The sequence below is a fragment of the Sphingomonas sp. dw_22 genome (assembly GCF_018449795.1).
Classification (GTDB): domain Bacteria; phylum Pseudomonadota; class Alphaproteobacteria; order Sphingomonadales; family Sphingomonadaceae; genus Sphingomonas.
In genome coordinates this window covers 25,729-48,939 of record NZ_JAAVVE010000009.1, presented here as the reverse complement: position 1 = coordinate 48,939, position 23,211 = coordinate 25,729, and the positions used below count along the sequence as shown (strand labels likewise).

Here is a 23,211-nt window from a genome sequence, read left to right as displayed (position 1 = left end):
CCAAAAAAGCTCTCTCCCCTTCGGGAGAGCGTTGGGAGAGGGGCAGGAGCCGCGAGTTCGCCGCACTTCCCCTCTCCCCGGCCCTCTCCCCGGTGGGGAGAGGGAGTTGGTCACTTGTTGAAACGTTCGCCCTTCTCGGCCTTTTCGCGGAGCAGGGGGGCGACTTCGAAGCCGTGCTTCTCCAGCCCCGCGACGATCTTCTTGAGACCCTCGGTATCGGCCCAGAACATCGGGCCGCCGCGATAGACCGGCCAGCCATAGCCGTAGATCCACACCACATCGATGTCCGACGCGCGCTGGGCCATGCCTTCCGCCAGGATCAGCGCGCCTTCGTTGACCATCGGATAGAGGGTGCGCTCGACGATCTCCTCGTCGGTGACTTCGTGCTGCGCCGCGCCGGTCTTCTTGCGGAAATCCTCGATGATCTCGGCGACGCGCGGGCTGTTCGAAGGAGTCCGCTTCTCGTCATAATCGTAGAAGCCCTTGCCGGTCTTCTGGCCCCAGCGGCCCTCGGCGGCGAGGGCGTCGCGAATATTCTCGATGCGGGTCGGATCGCGGTGCCAGCCGATGTCGACGCCGGCGAGGTCGCTCATCTGGAACGGCCCCATCGGCATGCCGAACGCGACATGGACGCGATCGATCTGCTCCGGCGTGGCGCCTTCCATGAGGAGCTTCATCGCCTCGACCTGGCGCGGCATCAGCATGCGATTGCCGATGAAGCCGTAACAGACGCCGGCGACCACCGCGACCTTCCGGATCTTCTTCGAGATCGCCATGGCGGTGGCGAGCACATCGTCGGCGGTCTTCGCGCCGCGGACGATCTCCAGCAGCTTCATCACGTTGGCCGGCGAGAAGAAATGCAGGCCGAGCACGTCCTGCGGGCGCGAGGTGCTGGCGGCGATCTCATCGATGTTGAGATAGCTGGTGTTCGAGGCGAGGATCGCGCCGGGCCTGGCGATCTTGTCGAGCCGGCCGAAGACCTCCTTCTTGACGTCCATGCTCTCATAGACCGCCTCGATGATGAGATCGCATTCGGCGAGATCGTCGAAATTGAGCGTGGGCTTGAGCAAGCCCATCGCGCCTTCGACCTGCTCGGCGGTCATGCGGCCCTTGGCGGCGGTGGCCTCGTAATTCCTGCGGATCGTGCCGGTGCCGCGGTCGAGCGCTTCCTGCGCCATCTCGACGATCGTCACGGGGACGCCGGCCGAGAGGAAGTTCATGCTGATGCCGCCGCCCATCGTGCCGGCGCCGATCACGCCGACGCGCCTGATGTCGCGCAGCTTGATGTCTTCGGGAATGCCGTCGATCTTCGACGCCTTGCGCTCGGCGAAGAAGATGTGGCGGAGCGCCGCCGATTGCGTGCCCATGATGAGCTTCATGAAGCCCATCCGCTCGGCCTGGACGCCCTCGGCATAGGGGGTGCCGGCGGTCTTCTCGATCAGGTCGATGATCGTCGCGGGCGCCTCGAAACCGCGGAAGCGCTTGGCGTTGGTCTTGCGGAAAGCCTCGAACACCGCCGGATCGACGGTGACGGGGCGCTCGCTGGAGCGCGAGATCGGCTTGCCGACGACTTCGTTGGCGAAGGCCACCGCGTCGGCGAGCAGGCTGTCCTCGCCTGCGAGGCGATCGACCAGCCCGGCTTCCCTGGCCTGGCCGGCGGAGACGGGATCGCCCTTGGCGGCCAGCTCGAGCGCGAACGCCACGCCGGCGACGCGCGGCATGCGCTGGGTGCCGCCGGCGCCGGGCAGGATGCCGAGCTTGACTTCGGGCAGGCCGAACTTCGCCGAGGGGACGGCGATGCGATAGTGCGAGGCGAGCGCGACTTCGCAGCCGCCGCCGAGCGCGGTGCCGTGGACCGCGGCGATCACCGGCTTGTCCAATGCCTCGATCTGGTCGACCAGCACCGGCAGCGACGGCTCCTGCATCGGCTTGCCGAACTCGGTGATGTCGGCGCCCGCGAAGAAGGTCTTGCCGGCGCAGATGATGACGACGGCCTTGATGGTCTCGTCGTTCTTCGCTTCCTCGATCCCGGCCTGGAGGCCCTGGCGCACCGCGGCGCCGAGCGCGTTCACCGGCGGATTGTCCGATGTGAGGATCAGGACGTCGCCCTGGCGGCTGGTGGTGATGACGGACATTGATTTCTCCAGTTTTCAGGCGAGCGCCGAATAGATGAGCGTCTTGAGCTCCCGGCGGATCGGGTAGGTGGTGGACGGCGAGAATTGCGTCATGAAGACCATCGTAATCCGTTCGACGGGATCGATGAAGAAGGCGGTCGAGAACATGCCGCCCCAATAATATTCGCCCGCCGAGCCCGGGATCAGCGACTTGGCGACGTCCATGCTGATCGCGAAGCCCAGGCCGAAGCCGGTGCCCGCGTTGGTCGCCTCGCTGAACAGCGAGCGTGACAGGGTGGCGAGATCGGAGCCGCCCGGCAGGTGGTTCATCGTCATCAGGTCGACGGTCTTGCGGCTGACGAGGCGCGTGCCGTCCAGCTCGCCCCGATTGAGGAAGAAGCTGTTGAGGCGGTGATAGTCGAGCGCCGAGGAGACGAGCCCGCCGCCGCCCGAGACCAGCCTGGGCGGGCGCGACCAAAAGCTCTCCGCGCCGCGATCGTACAGCACGCGCGCGCCGCCGGGGCCGAGCGTCCAGCAATCGGCGAGGCGATCGATCTTGTCGGCGGGCACATGGAAGAAGGTGTCGTGCATGCCGAGCGGCGCGAAGATGCGTTCCGCGAAGAACCGATCGAGCGTGAGGCCCGAGACGCGCTGCACGACCGCGCCGAGCACATCGGTCGACACCGAATAATTCCATTCGTCGCCCGGCGAGAATTCGAGCGGGAGCTTGCCCAGCGCCGCGACGAACTCGTCGAGCGTCAGATTGCCGTGCCAGCTCTCCATCTTCGAATCGCGATAGGCGGCATCGACATTGGTGCGGTTCTGGAAGCCATAGGTGAGGCCGGAGGTGTGGCGCAGCAGATCGACCATCCGCATCGGCTGCGCGGTGGGGCTGGTCTGGAAGGGGACGCTGCCGCCGCCGCCCGCATAGACGCCGATGCCCTTGAACTCGGGCAGGACGTGATGGACCGGCGTGTCGAGCGCGACCTTGCCCTCTTCCACCAGCATCATGAACGCCAGGCTGGTGACCGGCTTGGTCATCGAGGCGATGCGGAATAAGGTCGTCTCGTCCACCGGCGCGCTGCCTTCGCGGGCCGGGCCCTGGTGCGAGAAATGGACGACCTGCCCACCCCGGGCAATGAGGAGCTGGGCATGGGGCAGCTTGCCCGAATCGAGATAGCGTTCCTTCACGAATGCATCGATCCGCGCGAGCCGGGCGGAGTCGAAGCCTTCGCTCTCGGGGCTGGCGATCTTCATGCTGCGGGCATACCTCTTGTTCGAATCCACGGACTCGCGCCTTCTTGCGTGCGCGCCACTCCTATTGCCTTGAGCGCGGCGCGAATCAACACTAACGTTGCCGACGGTGCGGCATCCTTGCCAAACCCAACATTCAGATTCGACGGAGAGAGCTCGCTTGGCTTCAGAACCCATCGTGCCGCTGGACCCCGATTGGGCCAAGATGTCGCTCGAGGACGCAAAGGCCGCGCTGACCGCGCCGGGCGCGCGCTTCGAAATGGAGACGGTGACGATCCGCGGCGTGCCGACGCGGGTGTGGAAGAACGCGCCGCCTTCGCTCGCGGTTCTCCAGCGCTTGGTGCGGGCCTATGGCGCGCGCGTCTTCACCATCTATGAGGACGAGCGCGTCACTTACGAGGCGAACTATCGCGCCGTCTGCCATCTTGCCGCGAAGCTGCAGGCGATGGGCGTGGTCAAGGGCGATCGGGTGGCGCTGGCGATGCGCAACCTGCCCGAATGGCCGACGATCTTCTTCGCCGCGACCGCGATCGGCGCGATCCTGGTGCCGCTCAATGCGTGGTGGACCGGCGGCGAGCTCGAATATGGGCTGAAGGATTCGGGCGCGAAGCTGCTGTTCGTCGATGCCGAGCGGCACGAGCGGCTGAAGCAATGCTATGACGCGCTGCCCGATCTGGAGCGCGTGGTGGTGAGCCGGACCAAGGGCGCGCTGGGGGGCAAGGCGGAGAGCCTGGAGGGGCTGATCGGCACGACCGGCGAATGGGCCTCGCTGCCCGACATTCCCTTTCCCGAAATCGATATCGCGCCCGACGACGATGCGACGATCTTCTACACCAGCGGCACGACCGGCAGCCCCAAGGGCGCGCTCGGCACGCATCGCAATATCGTGACCAATATCCTGTCGGGCGGCTATTCGATGGCGCGGACGATGCTCCGCCGCGGCGAGATCCCGCCGGCGATGCCCGATCACAAGACCTGCCTGCTGGTGATCCCGCTGTTCCACGTCACCGCGTGCAGCGCGGGGCTGATGTCGATGATGGCGGCGGGGGCGACGATCGTCTTCATGCGCCGCTGGGATCCGGTGAAGGCGATGGAGGTGATCGCGCGCGAGAAGGTCAACCAGACCGGCGGCGTGCCGACGATCGCCTGGCAACTCCTCGAACATCCCGAGCGGGAGAATCACGATCTCTCCAGCCTGGAGAGCATCGCCTATGGCGGCGCGCCCTCGGCGCCCGAGCTGGTGCGGCGCATCTATGAGGAGTTCGGCGCGCTGCCCTCGAACGGCTGGGGCATGACCGAGACGATGGCGACGGTGACCAGCCACGGCGCGGAGGACTATCTTTCGCGGCCGACCAGCGCGGGGCCGCCGGTGGCGGTGGCCGATCTCCGGATCATGGACCTGGAGGGCGAGAAGGAGCTGCCGCTGGGCGAGGTGGGCGAGCTGTGGGCCAGGGGGCCGATGATCGTGAAGGGCTATTGGGCCAAGCCCGAGGCCACCGCCGAGACCTTCCGCGACGGCTGGGTGCGTACCGGCGACCTGGCGCGGCTCGACGAGGACGGGTTCGTCTATATCGTCGATCGGGCCAAGGACATCATCATCCGCGGCGGCGAGAACATCTATTCGTCCGAGGTGGAGGACGTGCTCTACGCCCATCCTGCGGTGACCGACGCGGCGCTGGTCGGCGTGCCCCACCGCACGCTGGGCGAGGAGCCGGTGGCGGTGGTCCATCTGGCGCCGGGCGCGAGCGCGAGCGAGGCCGAGCTGCAGGACTGGGTCCGCGAACGCCTGGCGGGGTTCAAGGTACCGGTGGCGGTGCGCTTCGTCGCGGAGGTGCTGCCGCGCAACGCCAATGGGAAGATCCTGAAGAAGGATCTGAAGGCGCTGTTCGTGGATGAGGCGGCCGCTTAGGTTGGATCGACATTCAGTGTCGGTGCAAGCCGGCAATCCTCCATTCCGTCACCCCGGCCGAAGTGCCGGGGTCCACCGGGATGCTGGGAGAGTCGCTTGAACTTATAGGGGCTCGTTCGCGGAGGAGTGGACCCCGGCACTTCGGCCGGGGTGACGATTGGGCTTGCCCATCCCCACTCGCGGGAATGTCGATCCGTCTTGGAGACTCAGTCTTCCCGCAGGTCGCTGGGGCTCGTGCCGATCGCCGATTCCATGTCTGCCGCGGTGCCGATCGGGGCGCTGGGCCGGGCGTCCGGGTGCGGAGGGAAGATCGCGTCGAGCCGGACCTTCAATGCCTGGTCGAACTCGGCGTGATTGCGGATGCGGGGTCGCGAGACCGAGATGTCCTGGCGGATCGCGTCTTTGATCCGGCCGATCGCATCGTCGCTCAGCACGCCGGCCGCGACCAGCTCGGTGCAGAGCTGCGACAGGCCGACCATGGTCGCCTGGGCGCGAAGGCCGATATATTCGAGGCTCTCGTGGCGGCGCAGTGCCTGTTCGCGCGCGTCGATATCCATCCCCCGTCTCCTTTTCAGTCCGACTCCGGTTATCGAGCCATCGCGCCGTGCGCCGGGCAAGTCAACGAATGAGGACATGGCGCGCCTGATTAATTCTCAGCGCAGCACGCCCTCCACCGCTTGCTTCCAGCCCTGGAGCCTGGCGAGGCGGGCATCTTCGCCCAGTTGCGGTTCGAAGGTCCGGCCGGCGCCGCGCATCGCGGCGGCTTCCTCCAGCCCGGAGAACATGCCGCATCCCACCCCCGCCAGCATCGCCGCGCCGAGCGCCGTCGTCTCCGCGAAATCGGGGCGATCGACGGGGAGGGCGAGCATGTCCGCCAGATCCTGGGCGATCCAGTCGTTGGTGACCATGCCGCCGTCGATGCGCAGGCTCGCCCAATCGGCACCGTCGGCGGCGAAGGCGGTCTTCAGGTCGTGGCTCTGGTGCGCCATTGCCTCCAGCGCGGCGCGGACGATATGCGCGCGGGTGGCGGAGAAGCTGAGGCCCGACATGGCGGCGCGTGCGTCCGGCTCCCACCAGGGCGCGCCCAGGCCGCTCAGCGCGGGGACCATATAGACGCCGCCATTGTCGGCAACCGAGCGGGCGAGGGCCTCGGTCTCCTGCGCGGTCTCGATCAGGCGGATCGAGTCGCGCAGCCACTGGATCAGGCTGCCGGCGACGAACACCGAGCCTTCGAGCGCATAGGTGCGGCGGCCGTTCAATTGCCAGAGCACCGTGGAGAGCAGGCGGTTCTTCGAATTGGGCGGCGTCGCGCCCGCATTGGTGAGGACGAAAGCGCCGGTGCCATAGGTCGCCTTGGTCTGGCCGCGGGCGAGGCAGGCTTGGCCGATCGTGGCGGATTGCTGGTCGCCGGCCAGCCCGCAGATCGGGATTTCGCCGCCGAACAGCTTGGTGGTGCCGAACTGCCCCGCGCAGTCGACGATCTCGGGCAGCGCCTCACGCGGGGCGTGGAACATGTCGAGCAGCCCGTCGCTCCAGGCGCCGCTACCCAGGCCCATGAGCAGCGTGCGCGAGGCATTGGTGGCATCGGTGATGTGGAGGCCGCCGGTGAGCTTCCACACCAGCCAGCTTTCGACGGTGCCGATCGCGAGCCGCTCGCCCGCTTCCTTCAACTGCGGCCAATACTCCATCGCCCAGGCGATCTTGGTGCCCGAGAAATAGGGATCGAGCAGCAGACCGGTCCGCGCCTGAACGCCGGGTTCCTCGCCGGCCTCCCGCAGGCTGCGGCAGAGCGGGGCGCTGCGCCGATCCTGCCAGACGATCGCGGGGGCGAGGGGCTCGCCGGTGGTCTTGTCCCAGAAGACGATCGTCTCGCGCTGGTTGGTGATGCCGATCGCGGCGATCCGGTCAGGGCCGCCGGCCTGGGCGACCATTGCCTGCGCGCATTCTAGGCTGCGGCGCCAGATCTCGGCGGCGTCGTGCTCAACCAGACCCGGAGCGGGATAATGCTGGGTGAGCTCGGCGGAATGGCTGCCCAGGCATTCGCCGTCCGCCGCGAACAGCATCGCGCGTGCCGAGGTGGTGCCTTCGTCGATGACGAGGATCTTGTCGCCCATGTGCCGAGGCTAGCGGGGATCGGCGGCGGGGGGAACCGGGGCGTTGCCCCGAGTCTCGCAGACTCGTAGGGTAAGGAGCAGCGGAAAGGGTGGAAGTGGACGATATTCGCGGAACGATCGGCGGCGAGGACATGAGTGACGGCGTGCCGACGGGGGGCGGGGGCGATCCGCTCGGCCCGTCCGAATTCCAGGAGAGCATCGGCAATGGGCTGAAACGCGACCGGCTGATGGCGGCGCTGGTGCTGATCGCCGGGATCGGGCTGCTGCTGGCGCTGCCCTTCGCGCTGCAGGCCGGATCGCCTTTCTTCCTGCCGCTCACCGCCGCACTGGTGATCGCGATCGCGCTGGTGCCCTTGCTCGAATGGCTGGAGCGGCACCGCATGCCCGCGCCGCTCGCCGCGCTCATCTGCGTCCTGCTGTTCCTGGTCGCGGCGAACGTCGCGCTCGCCTCGATCGTGGTGCCGGCCTGGCAATGGATAAGGCGGCTGCCCGAGAGCATCCCGCAGATCCAGCACAATCTGGAGCCCCTGATTCGCTTCTATGCGAATCTGGAGCGGTTCGTGAACAAGACGCTGACCAACTTCGCCACGGCGCCGGTGCGCCAGACGACCACGGTGCAGGCTGCGCCGCCGCATTCGATTCTCGACCTGTTCACCACCTCGGCGCCGTCCGCGCTGATCGAGATGTTCTTCGCGATCCTGGTGATCTATTTCTTCCTCTCGGGCTGGACCCGGCTGCGGCGCGGGGCGATCACCTCGCGATCGAGCTTCGGCGGCGCGATGGCGACCGCGCGGGTGATCCAGGACGTGGTGGACGACACCTCGGCCTATCTGGGCACGATCACGCTCATCAACTTCACCTTGGGGCTGATCGTGGCGGGCGCGCTGTGGATGCTGGGCATGCCGACGCCGCTGATGTGGGGCGGCATCGTCGCGCTGCTCAACTACATCCCGTATATCGGGCCGGTGATCGCGGCGTTCCTGCTGGCGATCGGCGGGTTGATGAGCTTCGGCGAGTTCGGCTGGGCGATGGTGCCCCCGGCCATCATGATCGGCGCGCACCTGATCGAGGCGAATTTCGTGACGCCGCTGATCGTCGGGCATCGCCTGACGATCAATCCGATCATGATTCTTATCTCGCTGAGCTTCTGGGGATGGGTGTGGGGCACCACCGGCGCGCTGCTCGCGGTGCCGCTGCTCATCATCATCCAGACCGTGCTGAACGCGGCCGGCAAACCCGATATCGCCGGATTCCTGTTCGAGCACGGTACGCTGGTGAGCGATCCTGAGGAGGCGCGGCCCCATCGTCGCGCAAACCGCGACCAATCCGGTTGACACCCCCGAATCCGGCGGCTAGTGGCCGCCTCCTCGCTTGAGCAAGCGGGTGTAGCTCAGTTGGTTAGAGCGCCGGCCTGTCACGCCGGAGGTCGCGGGTTCGAGCCCCGTCACTCGCGCCACGCGCCGAGTATTGTACTTGGGCGCGGGCGGGAATATCCTCCATACCACAGCCGGAAAACCGAAGGCGCGGTCGCACGAACTTTGCTCCCAGGGAGGAAGCGATGCGACGACTTGTCCTGTTGCCCGTGCTCGCGCTGGCGTTGCTCTCCGGATGCAATGCGGCGAACGAAGCGGCCACCGAAAACGCCAGCGCCGAATATGCAGATGAATATGCAGACAATGCCGAATCGGTGGCGGTGGACGAGAACGTCGCCATAGCCGGCAACGTGATAGCGAAGGCGGCGGAAGAGGACGCCTATTGCCCCGCCGTCGATTACACGACGAGCGCGGCGCAATGCCGGCGCTTCACGCAGGAGAAGGCGACGCTCGACGCGGGGCTCGGCGTGTTCAATCCGCCGAGGGAGATGGTGGTCGGCGAAAGTCGCGACCTGGTGCTCGCCGTGGGCAAGAAGGCCGATGCGGCGGAGGTTCACGAATCGGTGGGCGGCAACGAATCGCAGCATGTCGAGGTGCGGACGCCCGTGGGGCATTTCATGACGGCGACGCTCACCGGCGGCGGATTCGACATCGCGCCGCAGGGACCGCAGCAGAAGACGCTGGCGGCCGATCGCAGTGAAGCCTGGCAATGGCGGATCACGGCGAAGGCGGCGGGGCCGCAGAAGCTGCTGCTCACCATTTCCGTGGACGCGACGGCGCCCGACGGCTCGCGCTCGCGCTACGACCTGGCGCGCAAGCCGATCGACATCGATGTCGCCGTGACCGAGGCCCAGCGGCGCGAGAACCGGACCAAGGCGCTGGAGGAGAAGATCGACCATGGTGCGCGGGTGCTGAGCGCGCTGGAGAAATGGCTGATCGCGCTGGCCGCGGTGGTCGTCGCGGCGGGCGGCGTGTGGATCGCGATCCGGACCTTCGGGAAGGGCAAGGCCAAGGACGACGGAGCCGGCAAGCAAGGCTGATCTCGTCCGAGGACTGCTTCGCTTCGCCGTAATGCCGGGAATATTTACCGGGCGCCGCGCGTTTCAGGAGATGTGGCGGCGAGGGCGAGACCGCGCCGCGATCCGAAGCAAAGCCAAGGAGAGAGCCGATGAACACCGACACGCGCGAGACCGATCGCCTGATCGCATCCGACAAGGTCGAGGGCACTGCGGTCTACAACAATCAGGACGAGCGGCTGGGGACCGTGGAGCGCTTCATGGTCGACAAGGCGACGGGGCAGGTCGAATATGCCGTGCTGTCGTTCGGCGGCCTGTTCGGCGTCGGGCAGAAGCATTATCCGCTGCCGTGGCGGGCGCTCACCTATGATACCGACAAGGGCGGCTATGTCGTGAACCTGACCCGGGATCAGATCGAAGGCGCCCCAAGCTATGACAACGAGGCGGACCGTCCGGTCTATGATCGCGATTACGGCACGCGGATCTATGACTATTACGGCCTGACCTATATATGAGCGCGATGCGGGGCCGGAGCTTCTCCGGCCTCGCTCACGCGCGCCAGCGGCCGGTTTCCATCCAGCGCAGCAGCGGCTTGAGCGGCGCGATCCAGAGGATGCCGAGCACGATATAGAGCGGAAGCTGGACGAGGATCGGCAGCGCGCCGATCTCCGCCGAGAAGGTCGCCACCGCGACCACCCAGACCAGCACGAGGACGATGATGCCCAGCGCGCCCGCGGGCTTGCGCCAGCTCGGTTCTACGCTTCCTCGTGACACAGCATGGCCTCCTCGGTGATGATCGCGTGCAGCGGCACGTCCCAGATATCGGCGGGTATGGCCGGAACTTCCTGCACCGACCAGGCAATGCCGACTCGCCACGCCCTTTCATAGCGGGCGAAGGCGCGGTCGTAATGGCCGGCGCCCTGGCCCAGGCGATTGAGCCGGCGGTCGAAGCCCAGCAATGGCGTCAGGATCACGTCGGGCGCGACTTCGGGGCTGCCGGCTTCGGGCTGGCGCAGGTTGAAGGGGCCGGCGGCCAGCGGCGTGCCGGGCTCCCAGGCGAGGAAGCGGATCGGCGCGGCGCGATCGACGACATGGGGCAGGGCGAGGCGGCATCCTCGTTCGGCCGCCGCGGCGGCGAGCTGGGCGGGATCCGCCTCGCTGCCGACCGGATGATAGGTCGCGACGACCATGCCGGGCTTCAGATGCGCGACGAATGCCTCCGGCGCGGTGATCGCGCTGGACGATTCGGCGGCGAACTGGTCGCGATCGGCGCGCAGGCGCGCCCGCAGGGCGGGTTTGTCCAGGATCATGCGTTGCGGGCGGGGTGGCGGGACCGCCATGGCCGTTTGCCAGAATATCCTCTGACGCGCGGTACGTCAGGTGGGAACCATATGCAGCAGACCAGGATCTGCACAGGGACAGCTCCCATGGATGATGAATAGCCTCAGGGATAATGCCAAGGCTCGTACCGGGCAGTGCCCGCCACCTGCCTATCTAGGCGTCCTGCGCGCTTTCCTCAAGGGCCGCCGCGACGGCTTCCAATCGATCGGCGACGCGATCGAGCAGGACGGGGGAGACGCCGGAGGGCGGATTGCGCTCCGCCTCGTCGAGCAGGTCGGCGAGGATGAGGGCGAGATAGACGAGCGTCCGCTCCGAATTGAGCCCGCCCGAGGCGCGCTGGGCGGTATCGGCGTGGCGAGCGATCAGCGCTTCGAGATCGCGCAGGTGCGGCTCCTCGCCGTCGCGTGCGGCGATCGAATAGCTGCGGCCGGCGATGGTGAGCGTGATATCCGCCATTACGCCTGCTCCGGTGCGGCTTCGGCGGCGATCAGCGCGTCGATCGCGGCGACGGCTTCCTCCATCCGCTCGCGCAGCAGCGCGTGGCGGCGGGCGAGCCGGGCATTGGCATAGGCGCGCGCGGTCGCCGCTGCCTCGATCCGGGCAAGCGCCTGCTCGATACGATCTGCTGCGCTTATGACCATGATGTTGCAGGCGATACCATGCGGGGGCCGCGCGGCAACCCCCTGATGGCCCCTGATGGCCGCCGCGAGCCGGTTGACGCGCGGGCGCTTGCCGCCCAAAGGCGTCCCGCACGAAAAACTGACGATTTGGGGAGTCCCGGTGACCGCTACCTTCACGCAATGCGCCAATGCGATCCGCGCGCTGGCGATGGACGCAGTGGAGGCTGCGAATTCGGGGCATCCCGGCATGCCGATGGGCATGGCCGATGTCGCGACCGTGCTGTTCCAGAAATATCTGAAGTTCGATCCCGCCGATCCCTATTGGCCGGACCGCGACCGGTTCGTCCTGTCCGCCGGGCACGGATCGATGCTGCTCTACGCGGCGCTGCACCTGACCGGCTATGCGCGACCGACGCTGGAGGACATCAAGACCTTCCGCCAGATCGGCAGCCCCTGCGCCGGGCATCCCGAGAATTTCGAGCTGCCCGGAGTCGAGGCGACCACCGGCCCGCTGGGCCAGGGGCTCGCCATGGCGGTGGGCATGGCGGCGGCCGAGCGGCACCTGAATGCGGTGTTCGGCGATCGGCTGGTCGATCACAATACCTGGGTGATCGCCGGCGACGGCTGCCTGATGGAAGGGATCAACCACGAGGCGGTGGGCCTGGCCGGGCATCTGAAGCTCGGCCGGCTGATCGTGCTGTGGGACGACAACAAGATCACGATCGACGGCGCGGTCTCGCTTTCGTCGAGCGAGGACATTCCGGCGCGCTACCGCGCATCGGGCTGGCATGTCGCCGAGTGCGACGGGCATGACGAAGCCGATATCGTCCGCGCGTTCGAGGAAGCGCTGGCGAGCGATCAGCCCACGCTGGTCCGCTGCCGCACGATCATCGGCAAGGGCGCGCCCAACAAGCAGGGCACGTCCAAGGTCCATGGCTCGGCGCTCGGGGCCGAGGAAGTCGCGGCCGCGCGTGTCGCGCTGGGCTGGGACTATCCGCCGTTCGTGGTGCCCGACGAGATCCGCACGGCGTGGCTCGAAGCCGGCAGGCGCGGCGCGGCGCCCCATGCCGAGTGGAAGGAACGGCTCGCGGCCGATCCCGACCGGCTGGGCTATGAGCGGCGCGGCGACGTGCAGGAAACCGTCCTCGAAGCCTATATCGCCGATCTGATCGCCAATCCGCAGAAGGTCGCGACCCGCAAGGCATCGGAGATGGCGCTGGAGGCGATCAACGCGATCCTGCCCGAGACGATCGGCGGCTCGGCCGACCTCACCGGCTCGAACAACACGCTGACCAAGGGCCTCAAGCCCTTCACGGCCCAGGATTATGCCGGCCGCTACGTCTATTACGGCATCCGCGAGTTCGGCATGTCGGCGGCGATGAACGGCATGGCGCTGCACGGCGGCGTGATCCCCTATGGCGGCACCTTCCTGGTCTTTTCCGACTATGCGCGCGGGGCGATCCGCCTGTCGGCGCTCCAGCAGGCGCGCGTCGTCTATGTGATGACGCATGATTCGATCGGTCTCGGCGAGGACGGCCCGACCCACCAGCCGATCGAGCATCTGATGAGCCTGCGCCTGATCCCCAATCTCGACGTCTATCGCCCGTGCGACACGGTGGAGACCGCCGAGGCATGGGCGCTGGCGCTGGCCAGGACCGACGGGCCGTCGCTGCTGGCGCTTTCCCGCCAGAACCTGCCGCAGCTTCGCACCAGCGCGCCGGAGAACCTCACCGGCCGCGGCGCCTATTGCCTGGTCGAGGCCGAGGCGCCCCGCCAGGTGGTGCTGATCGCGACCGGCTCGGAAGTCGAGATCGCCGTCGCGGTGCGCGACGAACTGGAAGCGCAAGGAATCGGCGCCGACGTCGTCTCCATGCCCTGCTGGGAGCGGTTCGAGGCGCAGGACGCGCAGTACAGGAAGGACGTGCTGCCGGCCCATGCCCTCAAGGTCTCGATCGAGGCGGGTGCGACGCTGGGCTGGGAACGCTATACCGGCGACGGGCTGCGCTTCGGCGTGGATGTATTCGGCGCGTCGGGGCCCTATCTGAGGCTCTACGAGCATTACGGGCTCACCGCGGGAGCCATCGTGCCGCGGATCATCGAAAAGCTGAACGGAGAACAGGCATGACGAAGGTTGCGATCAACGGTTTCGGGCGTATCGGCCGGCTGGTGGCGCGCGCGATCCTCGAGCGTCCCGATTGCGGGCTCGAGCTGGTCACGATCAACGACCTCGCCGATGCCAAGTCCAACGCCTGGCTGTTCTCGCGCGACAGCGTCCATGGGAAGTATCCGGGCACGGTCGCGGCCGACGGCAATGATCTGGTGATCGACGGCAAGCGCATCCACGTCACCGCCGAGCGCGATCCGGCGAACCTGCCGCACGCCGCCAACGGCGTCGAGCTGGTGCTAGAATGCACCGGCTTCTTCACCAAGCGCGAGGATGCGCAGAAGCATATCGATGCCGGCGCCAAAAAGGTGCTGATCTCGGCTCCGGGCAAGAATGTCGACCTGACCGTTGTCTACGGCGTCAACCACGACAAGCTGGAGGCGGGCCATGCGATCGTCTCGAACGCGTCATGCACCACCAATTGCCTGGCACCGGTCGCCAAGGTGCTGAACGACAGCGTCGGCATCGAGCGCGGCCTGATGACCACGGTCCACGCCTATACCAACGACCAGAAGATCCTCGACCAGATCCACCCGGACCTGCGCCGCGCCCGCGCCGCCGCGATGAGCATCATCCCGACCACCACCGGCGCCGCGCGCGCGGTGGGCGAGGTGCTGCCCGAGCTGAAGGGCAAGCTCGACGGTTCGGCGATCCGCGTGCCGGTGCCGGACGGCAGCCTGGTCGACCTGACCTTCACGCCGAAGCGCGACACCACCAGGGAAGAGGTCAACGCGATCCTCAAGGCCGCGTCGGAAGCGGGGCCGCTCAAGGGCATCCTGTTCTATTCGGACGAGCCGCTGGTTTCGGTCGATATCGTCCACACGCCGGCGAGCTCGACCGTCGACAGCCTCGAGACCGCGGTGATCGACGGCAAGCTGGTGCGCGTCGTGAGCTGGTACGACAATGAATGGGGCTTCTCGAACCGCATGGTCGATACGGCGACCGCGATGGCGAAGCTGGGCTGAGCCCTTTCCTTCGTCATCCCGGCGCAGGCCGGGATCCAGAGCCCCGAGGGCATCGCTTGTGACCCTGGACCCCGGCCTGCGCCGGGGTGACGGGTGGGAGAATGGGAAATGGCGCGCAACTTCAAGACGCTTGACGACATGGGCGAGATCGCCGGCAAGCGGGTGCTCGTCCGCGAGGATCTGAACGTGCCGATGGCGGACGGCGCGGTGACCGACGATACCCGGCTGCGCGCCGCGGTGCAGACGGTGGCCGAGCTTTCCGACCGGGGCGCCAAGGTGATCGTGCTCGCGCATTTCGGGCGTCCCAAGGGTCAGCGCAATCCCGAGATGAGCCTGGCGCTGGTGACGAAGCCGTTCGAGCAGGTGCTGGGACGGCCGGTGCGCTTCATCGACGACCAGCAGGCCGGCGACGTCATCGCCACCATGGCGGACGGCGAGATCGGCATCCTGGAGAATACCCGCTTCGATCCGGGCGAGGAGAAGAACGCGCCCGAGACGGTCGAGCGCTTCGCCGCGCTGGGCGATCTCTATGTCAACGATGCCTTCTCCGCCGCGCACCGCGCACATGCCTCCACCGAGGGGCTGGCGCACCGGCTGCCGGCATTTGCGGGCCGCCAGATGGAAGCCGAGCTCGACGCGCTCGACAAGGCGCTCGGCAATCCCGAGCATCCGGTCGCGGCAGTGGTCGGCGGGGCCAAGGTCTCGACCAAGCTCGACGTGCTCAAGCATCTGGTGGCGAAGGTCGATCACCTCATCATCGGCGGCGGCATGGCCAATACCTTCCTCGCGGCGCGCGGCGTCGATGTTGGCAAGTCGCTGTGCGAGCACGACCTGACCGGCACCGCCGAGGAGATCCTCGACGCGGCCGACAAGGCGAACTGCATCGTCCACCTGCCCTATGACGTGGTGGTGGCGAAGGAGTTCAAGCCGAACCCGGTGACGCGCACCGTCAACGTCCATGAAGTCGCGGCCGACGAGATGATCCTCGATATCGGCCCGGCGGCGACCGAGGCGCTGGCGGACGTGCTCAAGACCTGCCGCACGCTCGTCTGGAACGGCCCGCTCGGCGCGTTCGAGACGCCGCCCTTCGACACAGCGACCGTCGCGCTGGCGAAGACGGCGGCGGCGCTGACCCGCGAGGGATCGCTGGTCTCGGTGGCGGGGGGCGGGGACACCGTCGCCGCGCTCAACCAGGCGGGCGTGGCGGACGACTTCACCTTCGTCTCGACTGCCGGCGGCGCGTTTCTCGAATGGATGGAAGGCAAGGAGCTGCCCGGCGTCGCCGCATTGCACGGCTGACCGAAACGGGGCGGGCCGGGGCGGATCGATTCCCAAAACGGCACTCGCGCGACGGAAACAATTTGGCAAATCTTCACGTCGGCAGATATTTGGGCTTGTGCCTCTGCCAGCGGGCATGGGATAACATGGCCAACGATCCTGGGGGAGAATCGGTTGATTTGCAGGCGCGGCGGGCGGCCATTACAGGCCGCTTTCGTAGCTGCGGTATGCGCAGGTCTTCCTGAGGATGGCTTTGCAAATGCTTGATCCGAGCGGCCTGAAGGCAGCCGGCAGAGAGGTACTCCCGGGACGCTGGTCCGGAACTCCAGCGCCCCAAAGAGCGGGGAGGGTGGAGAAATCCACCCTCCTTTTTTTGTGCGTCCATCTCTGGCCGCAAAGGCGGAGCGTTCCGGCGCGGAGCCGGATTTCTTGGCCATGGTCAGCGTTGTCAGTGGTTTCTCGCCCCAAATTGCTGGGTTAGAGGCCCTGTCAAGTTCACGAATCAGGGAAAAGCCATGCAGATCACGCCCGCCGTCAAAGCCATTCTCGACAAATATGAGTCCGACAATCCGGGCGTGAAGGCGAACCTGGCCCGCATCCTGATGCAGGGCCGGCTGGGCGGCACGGGCAAGCTGATTATCCTCCCGGTCGATCAGGGCTTCGAGCATGGCCCGGCGCGCAGCTTCGCGGTGAACCCGGACGCCTATGACCCGCACTATCATTTCCAGCTCGCGATCGATGCGGGCCTGAGCGCCTATGCCGCGCCGCTCGGCATGATCGAGGCGGGTGCGGGCACCTTCGCCGGGCAGATCCCGACGATCCTCAAGGTCAATTCCTCCAACAGCTGGGCGACCGGCGCCAACCAGGCGGTGACAGGCGGCGTGGACGACGCGCTGCGGCTCGGCTGCTCGGCGATCGGCTTCACCATCTATCCGGGCAGCGACGACCTGTTCGACATGATGGAGGAGATCAAGGAGCTCTCCGCCGAGGCCAAGGCCGTCGGCATCGCCACGGTGATCTGGTCCTATCCGCGCGGCGGCAAGCTGCCCAAGTCGGGAGAGCTGGCGCTCGACGTCGGCGCCTATGCCGCGCACATGGCGGCGTTGCTCGGCGCGCATATCATCAAGGTGAAGCTGCCGAACGACCATATCGAGCAGAAGGAAGCGCTCCCGGCCTATGAGGGCAAGGACTGGTCGAACCAGGCGGACCGGGTGCGCCATGTCGTGCAGTCGAGCTTCGCCGGGCGGCGGATCGTCGTCTTCTCGGGCGGCGCGGCCAAGGGCGAGGACGCCGTCTACCAGGACGCGCGCGATATTCGCGACGGCGGCGGCAACGGCTCGATCATCGGCCGCAACACCTTCCAGCGCAAGCGCGAGGACGCGATGGCGATGCTCGACAAGCTGGTGCGGATCTACAAGAACGAGGAATGATCCGCGCATGATCCCCGGCGGACACCCCTATCATCGCAGCCTTGCGCCGATGATGTGGGTGTTCGCGGGGCTTGCGGGCATCGAGCTGATCGTCGTCCATTTCCTGGTGGCATTGTGGGACTGGCGCGTGGCGCTCGTCCTCTCGCTGGTCAGCCTGACGGGCGTGGTCTGGCTCGTGCGGGCGATCCTTTCGTTCCGGCGCCTGCCGGTGCTGATCGGGCAGGATCGCGTACTGCGGCTCAGGGCCGGGCACCTGTCCGGCATCGACGTGCCGCTGGACGAGATCGCCGCCATCCGCAGCCAATGGGAGAGCGACGCCGTGAAGGGGCGCGGCGTGCTCAACCTCGCGCTCATCGCCTATCCCAATCTGCTGATCGACCTGCGCAGCCCGGTGCAGCGCAGGCGACGCGTGATTCGAAGCGTTGCGCATCGCTTCGACGATCCCGCCGCGTTTCGCGTGGCGCTCGAATCCGCTATGGATTCGGGCGGTCAGGCGGAGCGAACGGCATGAGCATGGCATTCCCGCGGCGCCCGGTGCTCGCCGGACTGGCGATGGCGATGTTGGGCGGACGGGCGCCGGCTCAGGGGACGGCCATGGACGAAGTCGAGCTCTACGGCATGATCGGCAAGATGAAGGCGCAGCCCGGCAAGCGCGCCGAACTGATCGCACTGCTGGCCAAGGGCACGGCCGATATGCCGGGATGCCTGGCCTATATCGTCGCCGAGGATCTGAAGGACGTCGATGGCATCTGGATCACCGAAGTCTGGAAGACCCGGCAATATCAGGATGATTCGCTCAAGCTGCCGGCGGTGCGCGAGGCGATCACCAAGGGGCGGCCGATGATTGCGGGATTCGAGACGAGCGTCGAGACGCGGCCGGTGGGCGGCGTGGGGTTTCCGGAATGACGGAGGCTGGCTGGTCGGCAGTCGATTCCTATATCGAAGGGCGGTTGCTCGGGGCCGATCCCGTGCTGGCGGCGGCGCTTGCTGCGAACCGGGCCGGCGGGTTGCCCGCGATCGACGTCTCCGCCGCGCAGGGCAAGATGCTCCATCTGTTCGCGCGGATGGCGGGCGCGCGGCGCATCCTCGAACTGGGCACGCTGGGCGGCTATTCGACGATCTGGCTGGCACGGGCGCTGCCTGAGGACGGGCGGCTGGTGACGCTGGAGCGCGATCGACATCATGCCGAAGTGGCGCAGGCGAACATCGCGCGCGCCGGACTGGCGGAGCGGGTGGAGATCCGCGTCGGGCCGGCCATGGACAGCCTGAACGCGATGATCGCGGTGGGCGAGCCGCCGTTCGACCTGGTGTTCATCGATGCCGACAAACCTTCCAACACCGCCTATCTGAAGGCGGCGCTGGCGCTTACCCGGCCTGGCAGTGTGATCGTGGTCGACAATGTCGTGCGCGGCGGCGGCGTGCTGGACGCCGACAGCGACGATCCCGGGATCGCGGGCACGCGCGCGCTGTTCGAGGTGGTCGCCGCCGAACCGCGGCTGAGCGCAACGGCGGTGCAGACCGTCGGGGCGAAGAATTGGGACGGATTCCTGCTGGCAGTGGTGAACGGCTGAGGCTTTCGCTAAAGCGCGTGCGATGACCGATTTCGATGACGATGCCCTGCCGCCGCTTGCGGCCGATTTCGCCGAGCAATTCCGCCGCGACGACCGGCGGCCGCCGTGCCAGCTCTACCTGATCTCGCCCCTCGACGTGGACGGCGCGTTTCCCGATCGGCTGAAGCGCGCGCTGGCGGCGGGGCCGGTGGCGGCGTTCCAGTTCCGCGTGAAGGATGTCGACCAGCATGAGGCGGCGCGGCTCGCCGAGCCGCTCCAGCGGATCTGCGCCGATGCCGAGGTGGCGTTCATCGTCAACGACAGCATCAGCCTGGCCAAGCGGCTGGGCGCAGACGGCGTGCATCTGGGGCAGGACGACGGGGATCCGCGCGAGGCGCGCTCGGTGCTCGGCCCCAATGCCCAGATCGGCGTGACTTGCCATGACAGCCGGCACCTGGCGATGGAAGCGGGCGAGGCGGGGGCCGACTATGTCGCGTTCGGCGCCTTCTATCCCACCTCGACCAAGGAGACGCGGCACCGGCCGGAGCCGGTGATCCTCTCCTGGTGGGCGACCCTGTTCGAGATACCCTGCGTCGCGATCGGCGGGATCACGCCGGCCAATGCCGCGCCGCTGGTGGCGGCGGGCGCGGACTTCCTCGCCGTCTCCAATGCGGTGTGGGGGGGCGACGAAGCGGCGGTCGTGAAGGCGTTCACGGACCTGTTGGCGCGCTGAGCCGTTCTCCCGGCGGACTATTGTTCGTCAGGAGATTGAATCGGTGCGGAAAAAGCTCGTAATCGCCGCTTGCCTTGCCTGCGCCTCGGCCGGTCCTGCTCTGGCGCAGGGAAGCGGAACAAAGGCGCCCCCGCCGATCGACTATTCGATCCTGCACGCGCAGGTGATTCTCGATCATCTCGGTTTCTCGCCGGGGATCCTCGACGGGCGCGACGGGCAGTCGCTGGTGGCGGCGCTGAAGGGATTCCAGACCTCGCGCGGGCTGCCGGTGACGGGCAGGCTCGATACGCGGACGCTGGGGGCGCTCCATCCCTATCGCTCGCTTCGGCCGCTCAAGCAGCTTCGGCTGACCGCGGACACGCTGGCGGGCCCCTATTTCAGGCCGATCCCCAAGGATCCCGAGCTCCAGGCCAAGCTGCCGACGCTCGCCTATACCCGGCCGCTGGAGAAGCTGGCGGAGATGTTCCACACCACGCCCGAGGTGCTGGTGGAGCTCAATCCCGGCGGCCGGACGATCGAGCCGGGCGCCGAGTTCGTCTTCCCCAACGCGCTGCCGGCCTCACGCGACTATCCCGGCGACATCAAGCCCGAGTGGCGCCAGACGCTCAACGATCTCAATGTCGAGGCGCATCAGCCCGAGGCCGACCATATTGTGGTCGATAAGTCGGAAAGGGTGCTCAAGGTCTTCGATCGCCGGGATCGGCTGGTGGCGCAGTTCAGCGCGACGATGGGCAGCAGCCACGATCCGCTGCCGATCGGCAAATGGAAGATCAACGGCGCCGACACCAATCCGAAGTTCCATTACAATCCGGACCTGTTCTGGGATGCGAGGAAGGATTCCGATCCGGCGATGCTGCCGCCGGGGCCGAACGGGCCGGTGGGGGTGGTGTGGCTCGACCTGTCGAAGGAGCATTACGGCATCCACGGCACGCCCGAGCCGCAGAATATCGGGCGGACCGAGAGCCATGGCTGCATCCGGCTGACCAATTGGGACGCGGCACGGCTGGCGCTGATGGTGAAGCCGGGGATGTCTGCGATCTTCCAGGAGTGACGCCATGACGCTGCCCAAGCGGATCGGATGGGGGCTGGGACTGTTCATGCTGCTGATCGCGGCGGCCTTTGCCTCGATGGTGCGGGTTCGCTTCGATCCGCCAGTCCAGGCGGTGAACGAGCCGCTTGCGTCATCCGTGGCGGGGGAGGCGTCATTGATGATCCCCGTGCGGGGCGTGCGCGCGGACCAGCTCACCGATACCTGGGGCCAGAGCCGCGCCAGCGGCCAGCGCGAGCATCATGCGATCGACATATTGGCGCCCAAAGGTACGCCGGTGCTCGCGGCGGCGGGCGGGACGATCGAGAAGATCTTCGAAAGCGCCGATGGCGGGCATACGATCTACGTCCGCACGGCCGATGGCGGCACGATCCACTATTACGCCCATCTCGACAGCTATGGCGTGGGGGAGGGGCAGCAAGTGCGGCAGGGGCAGCGGATCGCGACGGTCGGCGATACCGGCAATGCCGCGGGCGGGGCACCGCATCTCCATTTCGAGATTAAGCTTATGCAGCCCGGCCAGGGCTGGTGGGAGGGGACGAACGTCAATCCCTATCCCCTGCTTGCGGGAGTCGGCAACGGCGGCTAAAGCGCGCGCTCGCTCTTTCTCAGGTACAGGTCTCGATCATGAAGATCAGTGGCGTGGACATCCGTCCCGGCAACATCATCGAATATGAAGGCGGCATCTGGCGCGCCGTCAAGATTCAGCACACCCAGCCCGGCAAGGGCGGCGCATACATGCAGGTCGAGATGAAGAACCTCATCGACGGCCGCAAGAACAACGTCCGCTTCCGCTCGGCGGAGACGGTCGAGCGCGTGCGGCTCGACACCACCGACTTTCAGTTCCTGTTCCGCGACGGCGATGCGCTGACGTTCATGGACAAGGTCAACTATGAGCAGATCACGCTCGACGCCGGCATCCTAGGCGATGCCGCAGCCTTCCTGCAGGACGGCATGGACGTGGTGATGGAGCTCTATGACGAACGTCCGATCAGCGTGCAGCTGCCCGACACGATCGAGGCGACCATCGTCGAGGCCGATGCGGTGGTGAAGGGCCAGACGGCGTCCTCCAGCTACAAGCCGGCCGTGCTCGACAACGGCGTGCGCATCATGGTGCCGCCGCATATCGCCGCCGGTACGCGGATCGTGGTCGACGTGTACGAGCAGACCTATGTGAAGCGCGCCGACTGATTTAGAATAGCCCCTCCCTTTCAAGGGAGGGGTTTGGGGGTGGGTCGCGAGCGCAGCGAGCGTCCCGTACTCACCTCGAGTGTCATCAGGGGCATCGAGCCCCTGCTGCCGCTGCCCCACCCCCAACCCCTCCCCTGAAGGGGAGGGGCTGGAGATATTATGGTTTCCCATTCCGGCCTTCTCACCGTCATGGAGCGCGCCGCCCGCAAGGCGGCGCCGCGGCTTCGGCGCGATTTCAACGAGGTCCAGCACCTCCAGGTGAGTCGCAAGGGGCCTGCCGACTTCGTCTCGATGGCCGACAAGCGCGCCGAGGAGACGATCGTCGAGGAACTGCGCAAGGCGCGGCCCGACTGGAGCATCCTCGCCGAGGAAGGCGGGGAGATCAAAGGCGATCCGGACAAGCCGCGCTGGATCGTCGATCCGCTCGACGGCACCAGCAACTTCCTGCACGGCATTCCGCATTTCGCGATCTCGATCGCGGTCGAGGATCCGCATGGGAGCCAGGGCAAGCCCGAGATCACCCACGGCCTGATCTATCAGCCGCTGACCGACGAGAGCTTCTGGGCCGAGAAGGGCCGGGGCGCCTGGCTGACCGACCAGCGGCTGCGAGTCTCGGCGCGGCGCGACCTGGCCGACTCGCTGATCGCGACCGGCATTCCCTTCCTCGGCCATGGAAATTTCGCCCAGTGGAGCCGGATCTTCGGCGCGGTGGCGCCCGAAGTGGCGGGCATCCGCCGGCTCGGCGCGGCATCGCTCGACCTGGCATGGGTCGCCGCGGGGCGCTTCGACGGCTTCTGGGAATCGGATCTCCAGCCCTGGGACGTCGCGGCGGGCTATATCCTCATCAAGGAGGCCGGCGGATTCGTCACCGATTTCCGCGGGCAGGACATGGCGATGCAGCGCAACCAGTTCCTCGCTGCCAACGACGCGCTCCATTCGAAGCTGCACAAGCTCGTCGCCAACGCGCTGCGCTGAAACGCCGTCGATAGTCCGTTTTCGGGTGCGTGAAAGCCGGGGTTGATCCATGCGATCCCGGCGCGGGGATCGCTGCGCCGCATCTCCGCTAATTGCGAATGATTCTCAGGGGTTCAGGCCCTTGCCGCACCCCCTT

General features: G+C 67.1%; 24 protein-coding genes and 1 tRNA gene. 17 read left to right on the top strand and 8 right to left on the bottom strand.

Annotation, left to right across the window (positions count from 1 at the left end; genetic code table 11):
* Positions 1-110: 110 nt before the first annotated feature.
* Positions 111-2,135, bottom strand: coding sequence for a 3-hydroxyacyl-CoA dehydrogenase NAD-binding domain-containing protein (locus HB724_RS06315; protein WP_213980060.1), 2,025 nt, complete (start codon positions 2,133-2,135; stop codon positions 111-113).
* Positions 2,136-2,150: 15 nt separating this feature from the next.
* On the bottom strand, positions 2,151-3,371 hold the full coding sequence (locus HB724_RS06310) for a serine hydrolase domain-containing protein (protein WP_213980059.1): 1,221 nt from the start codon (positions 3,369-3,371) through the stop codon (positions 2,151-2,153).
* A 202-nt stretch (positions 3,372-3,573) separates the two neighbouring features.
* Between HB724_RS06310 and HB724_RS06305 the strand changes: the two genes are divergently transcribed.
* Positions 3,574-5,277 carry a class I adenylate-forming enzyme family protein gene (locus HB724_RS06305; RefSeq protein WP_213980119.1) on the top strand — a complete coding sequence of 568 codons (1,704 nt, stop codon included), beginning with the start codon at positions 3,574-3,576 and terminating at the stop codon, positions 5,275-5,277.
* Positions 5,278-5,483: 206 nt separating this feature from the next.
* Here HB724_RS06305 and HB724_RS06300 read toward each other — a convergent pair whose 3' ends face one another.
* Together HB724_RS06300 and HB724_RS06295 are read right to left on the bottom strand one after the other, a co-directional pair.
* Complete coding sequence (locus HB724_RS06300) at positions 5,484-5,834, bottom strand: hypothetical protein (protein WP_213980058.1); 351 nt, start codon at positions 5,832-5,834, stop codon at positions 5,484-5,486.
* 96 nt (positions 5,835-5,930) lie between these two features.
* Positions 5,931-7,391, bottom strand: a complete 1,461-nt coding sequence (locus HB724_RS06295; protein WP_213980057.1) for a glycerol kinase — start codon at positions 7,389-7,391, stop codon at positions 5,931-5,933.
* A gap of 227 nt (positions 7,392-7,618) precedes the next feature.
* Between HB724_RS06295 and HB724_RS06290 the strand changes: the two genes are divergently transcribed.
* The 4 genes from HB724_RS06290 to HB724_RS06275 all read left to right on the top strand — a co-directional run bounded on the left by HB724_RS06290 (position 7,619) and on the right by HB724_RS06275 (position 10,295).
* Positions 7,619-8,725: an AI-2E family transporter gene (locus tag HB724_RS06290; protein WP_256731354.1), complete on the top strand. Its 1,107-nt coding sequence runs from the start codon at positions 7,619-7,621 to the stop codon at positions 8,723-8,725.
* A gap of 45 nt (positions 8,726-8,770) precedes the next feature.
* A tRNA-Asp gene (locus HB724_RS06285) sits at positions 8,771-8,847 on the top strand.
* A 102-nt stretch (positions 8,848-8,949) separates the two neighbouring features.
* Entirely contained in the window at positions 8,950-9,804 is an 855-nt protein-coding gene (locus HB724_RS06280; protein WP_213980056.1) for a hypothetical protein, read from the top strand.
* A 128-nt stretch (positions 9,805-9,932) separates the two neighbouring features.
* Positions 9,933-10,295, top strand: a complete 363-nt coding sequence (locus HB724_RS06275; protein WP_213980055.1) for a PRC-barrel domain-containing protein — start codon at positions 9,933-9,935, stop codon at positions 10,293-10,295.
* A 34-nt stretch (positions 10,296-10,329) separates the two neighbouring features.
* Here HB724_RS06275 and HB724_RS06270 read toward each other — a convergent pair whose 3' ends face one another.
* The 4 genes from HB724_RS06270 to HB724_RS06255 all read right to left on the bottom strand — a co-directional run bounded on the left by HB724_RS06270 (position 10,330) and on the right by HB724_RS06255 (position 11,762).
* Positions 10,330-10,554, bottom strand: coding sequence for a DUF2842 domain-containing protein (locus HB724_RS06270; RefSeq protein WP_213980054.1), 225 nt, complete (start codon positions 10,552-10,554; stop codon positions 10,330-10,332).
* Positions 10,536-11,090, bottom strand: coding sequence for a 5-formyltetrahydrofolate cyclo-ligase (locus tag HB724_RS06265; RefSeq protein WP_213980053.1), 555 nt, complete (start codon positions 11,088-11,090; stop codon positions 10,536-10,538). Before HB724_RS06265 ends, HB724_RS06270 begins: the two co-directional genes overlap by 19 nt.
* A gap of 184 nt (positions 11,091-11,274) precedes the next feature.
* Entirely contained in the window at positions 11,275-11,577 is a 303-nt protein-coding gene (locus tag HB724_RS06260) for a cell division protein ZapA (RefSeq protein WP_213980052.1), read from the bottom strand.
* Positions 11,577-11,762 carry a hypothetical protein gene (locus HB724_RS06255; RefSeq protein ID WP_213980051.1) on the bottom strand — a complete coding sequence of 62 codons (186 nt, stop codon included), beginning with the start codon at positions 11,760-11,762 and terminating at the stop codon, positions 11,577-11,579. The genes HB724_RS06260 and HB724_RS06255 overlap by 1 nt, the downstream gene beginning before the upstream one ends.
* Before the next feature lie 139 nt (positions 11,763-11,901).
* Here HB724_RS06255 and tkt point away from each other — a divergent pair, with 139 nt between their 5' ends.
* The 12 genes from tkt to HB724_RS06195 all read left to right on the top strand — a co-directional run bounded on the left by tkt (position 11,902) and on the right by HB724_RS06195 (position 23,075).
* Positions 11,902-13,866, top strand: a complete 1,965-nt coding sequence (gene tkt / locus HB724_RS06250; protein ID WP_346344675.1) for a transketolase — start codon at positions 11,902-11,904, stop codon at positions 13,864-13,866.
* Positions 13,863-14,870, top strand: coding sequence for a type I glyceraldehyde-3-phosphate dehydrogenase (gene gap / locus HB724_RS06245; protein ID WP_213980049.1), 1,008 nt, complete (start codon positions 13,863-13,865; stop codon positions 14,868-14,870). Before tkt ends, gap begins: the two co-directional genes overlap by 4 nt.
* Before the next feature lie 108 nt (positions 14,871-14,978).
* The gene (locus tag HB724_RS06240) at positions 14,979-16,169 is read left to right on the top strand and encodes a phosphoglycerate kinase (RefSeq protein WP_213980048.1); all 1,191 of its coding nucleotides are present in this window, start codon (positions 14,979-14,981) and stop codon (positions 16,167-16,169) included.
* A gap of 494 nt (positions 16,170-16,663) precedes the next feature.
* A complete protein-coding gene (locus HB724_RS06235; protein WP_213980047.1) occupies positions 16,664-17,578 on the top strand; it encodes a class I fructose-bisphosphate aldolase in 915 nt (304 codons plus the stop codon).
* A gap of 7 nt (positions 17,579-17,585) precedes the next feature.
* Entirely contained in the window at positions 17,586-18,089 is a 504-nt protein-coding gene (locus HB724_RS06230) for a hypothetical protein (protein ID WP_213980046.1), read from the top strand.
* Positions 18,086-18,484: a putative quinol monooxygenase gene (locus HB724_RS06225; RefSeq protein ID WP_256731351.1), complete on the top strand. Its 399-nt coding sequence runs from the start codon at positions 18,086-18,088 to the stop codon at positions 18,482-18,484. Before HB724_RS06230 ends, HB724_RS06225 begins: the two co-directional genes overlap by 4 nt.
* Positions 18,481-19,149, top strand: a complete 669-nt coding sequence (locus HB724_RS06220) for an O-methyltransferase (RefSeq protein WP_213980045.1) — start codon at positions 18,481-18,483, stop codon at positions 19,147-19,149. Before HB724_RS06225 ends, HB724_RS06220 begins: the two co-directional genes overlap by 4 nt.
* A 22-nt stretch (positions 19,150-19,171) precedes the next feature.
* Positions 19,172-19,861: a thiamine phosphate synthase gene (thiE, locus tag HB724_RS06215; protein ID WP_213980044.1), complete on the top strand. Its 690-nt coding sequence runs from the start codon at positions 19,172-19,174 to the stop codon at positions 19,859-19,861.
* Positions 19,862-19,904: 43 nt separating this feature from the next.
* Positions 19,905-20,912, top strand: a complete 1,008-nt coding sequence (locus HB724_RS06210) for a L,D-transpeptidase (protein WP_346344674.1) — start codon at positions 19,905-19,907, stop codon at positions 20,910-20,912.
* A 10-nt stretch (positions 20,913-20,922) separates the two neighbouring features.
* A complete protein-coding gene (locus HB724_RS06205; protein ID WP_256731353.1) occupies positions 20,923-21,498 on the top strand; it encodes a M23 family metallopeptidase in 576 nt (191 codons plus the stop codon).
* A gap of 38 nt (positions 21,499-21,536) precedes the next feature.
* Entirely contained in the window at positions 21,537-22,100 is a 564-nt protein-coding gene (efp, locus tag HB724_RS06200; protein ID WP_213980042.1) for an elongation factor P, read from the top strand.
* A 159-nt stretch (positions 22,101-22,259) separates the two neighbouring features.
* Entirely contained in the window at positions 22,260-23,075 is an 816-nt protein-coding gene (locus HB724_RS06195) for an inositol monophosphatase family protein (RefSeq protein ID WP_213980041.1), read from the top strand.
* The last annotated feature ends 136 nt before the right edge of the window (positions 23,076-23,211 follow it).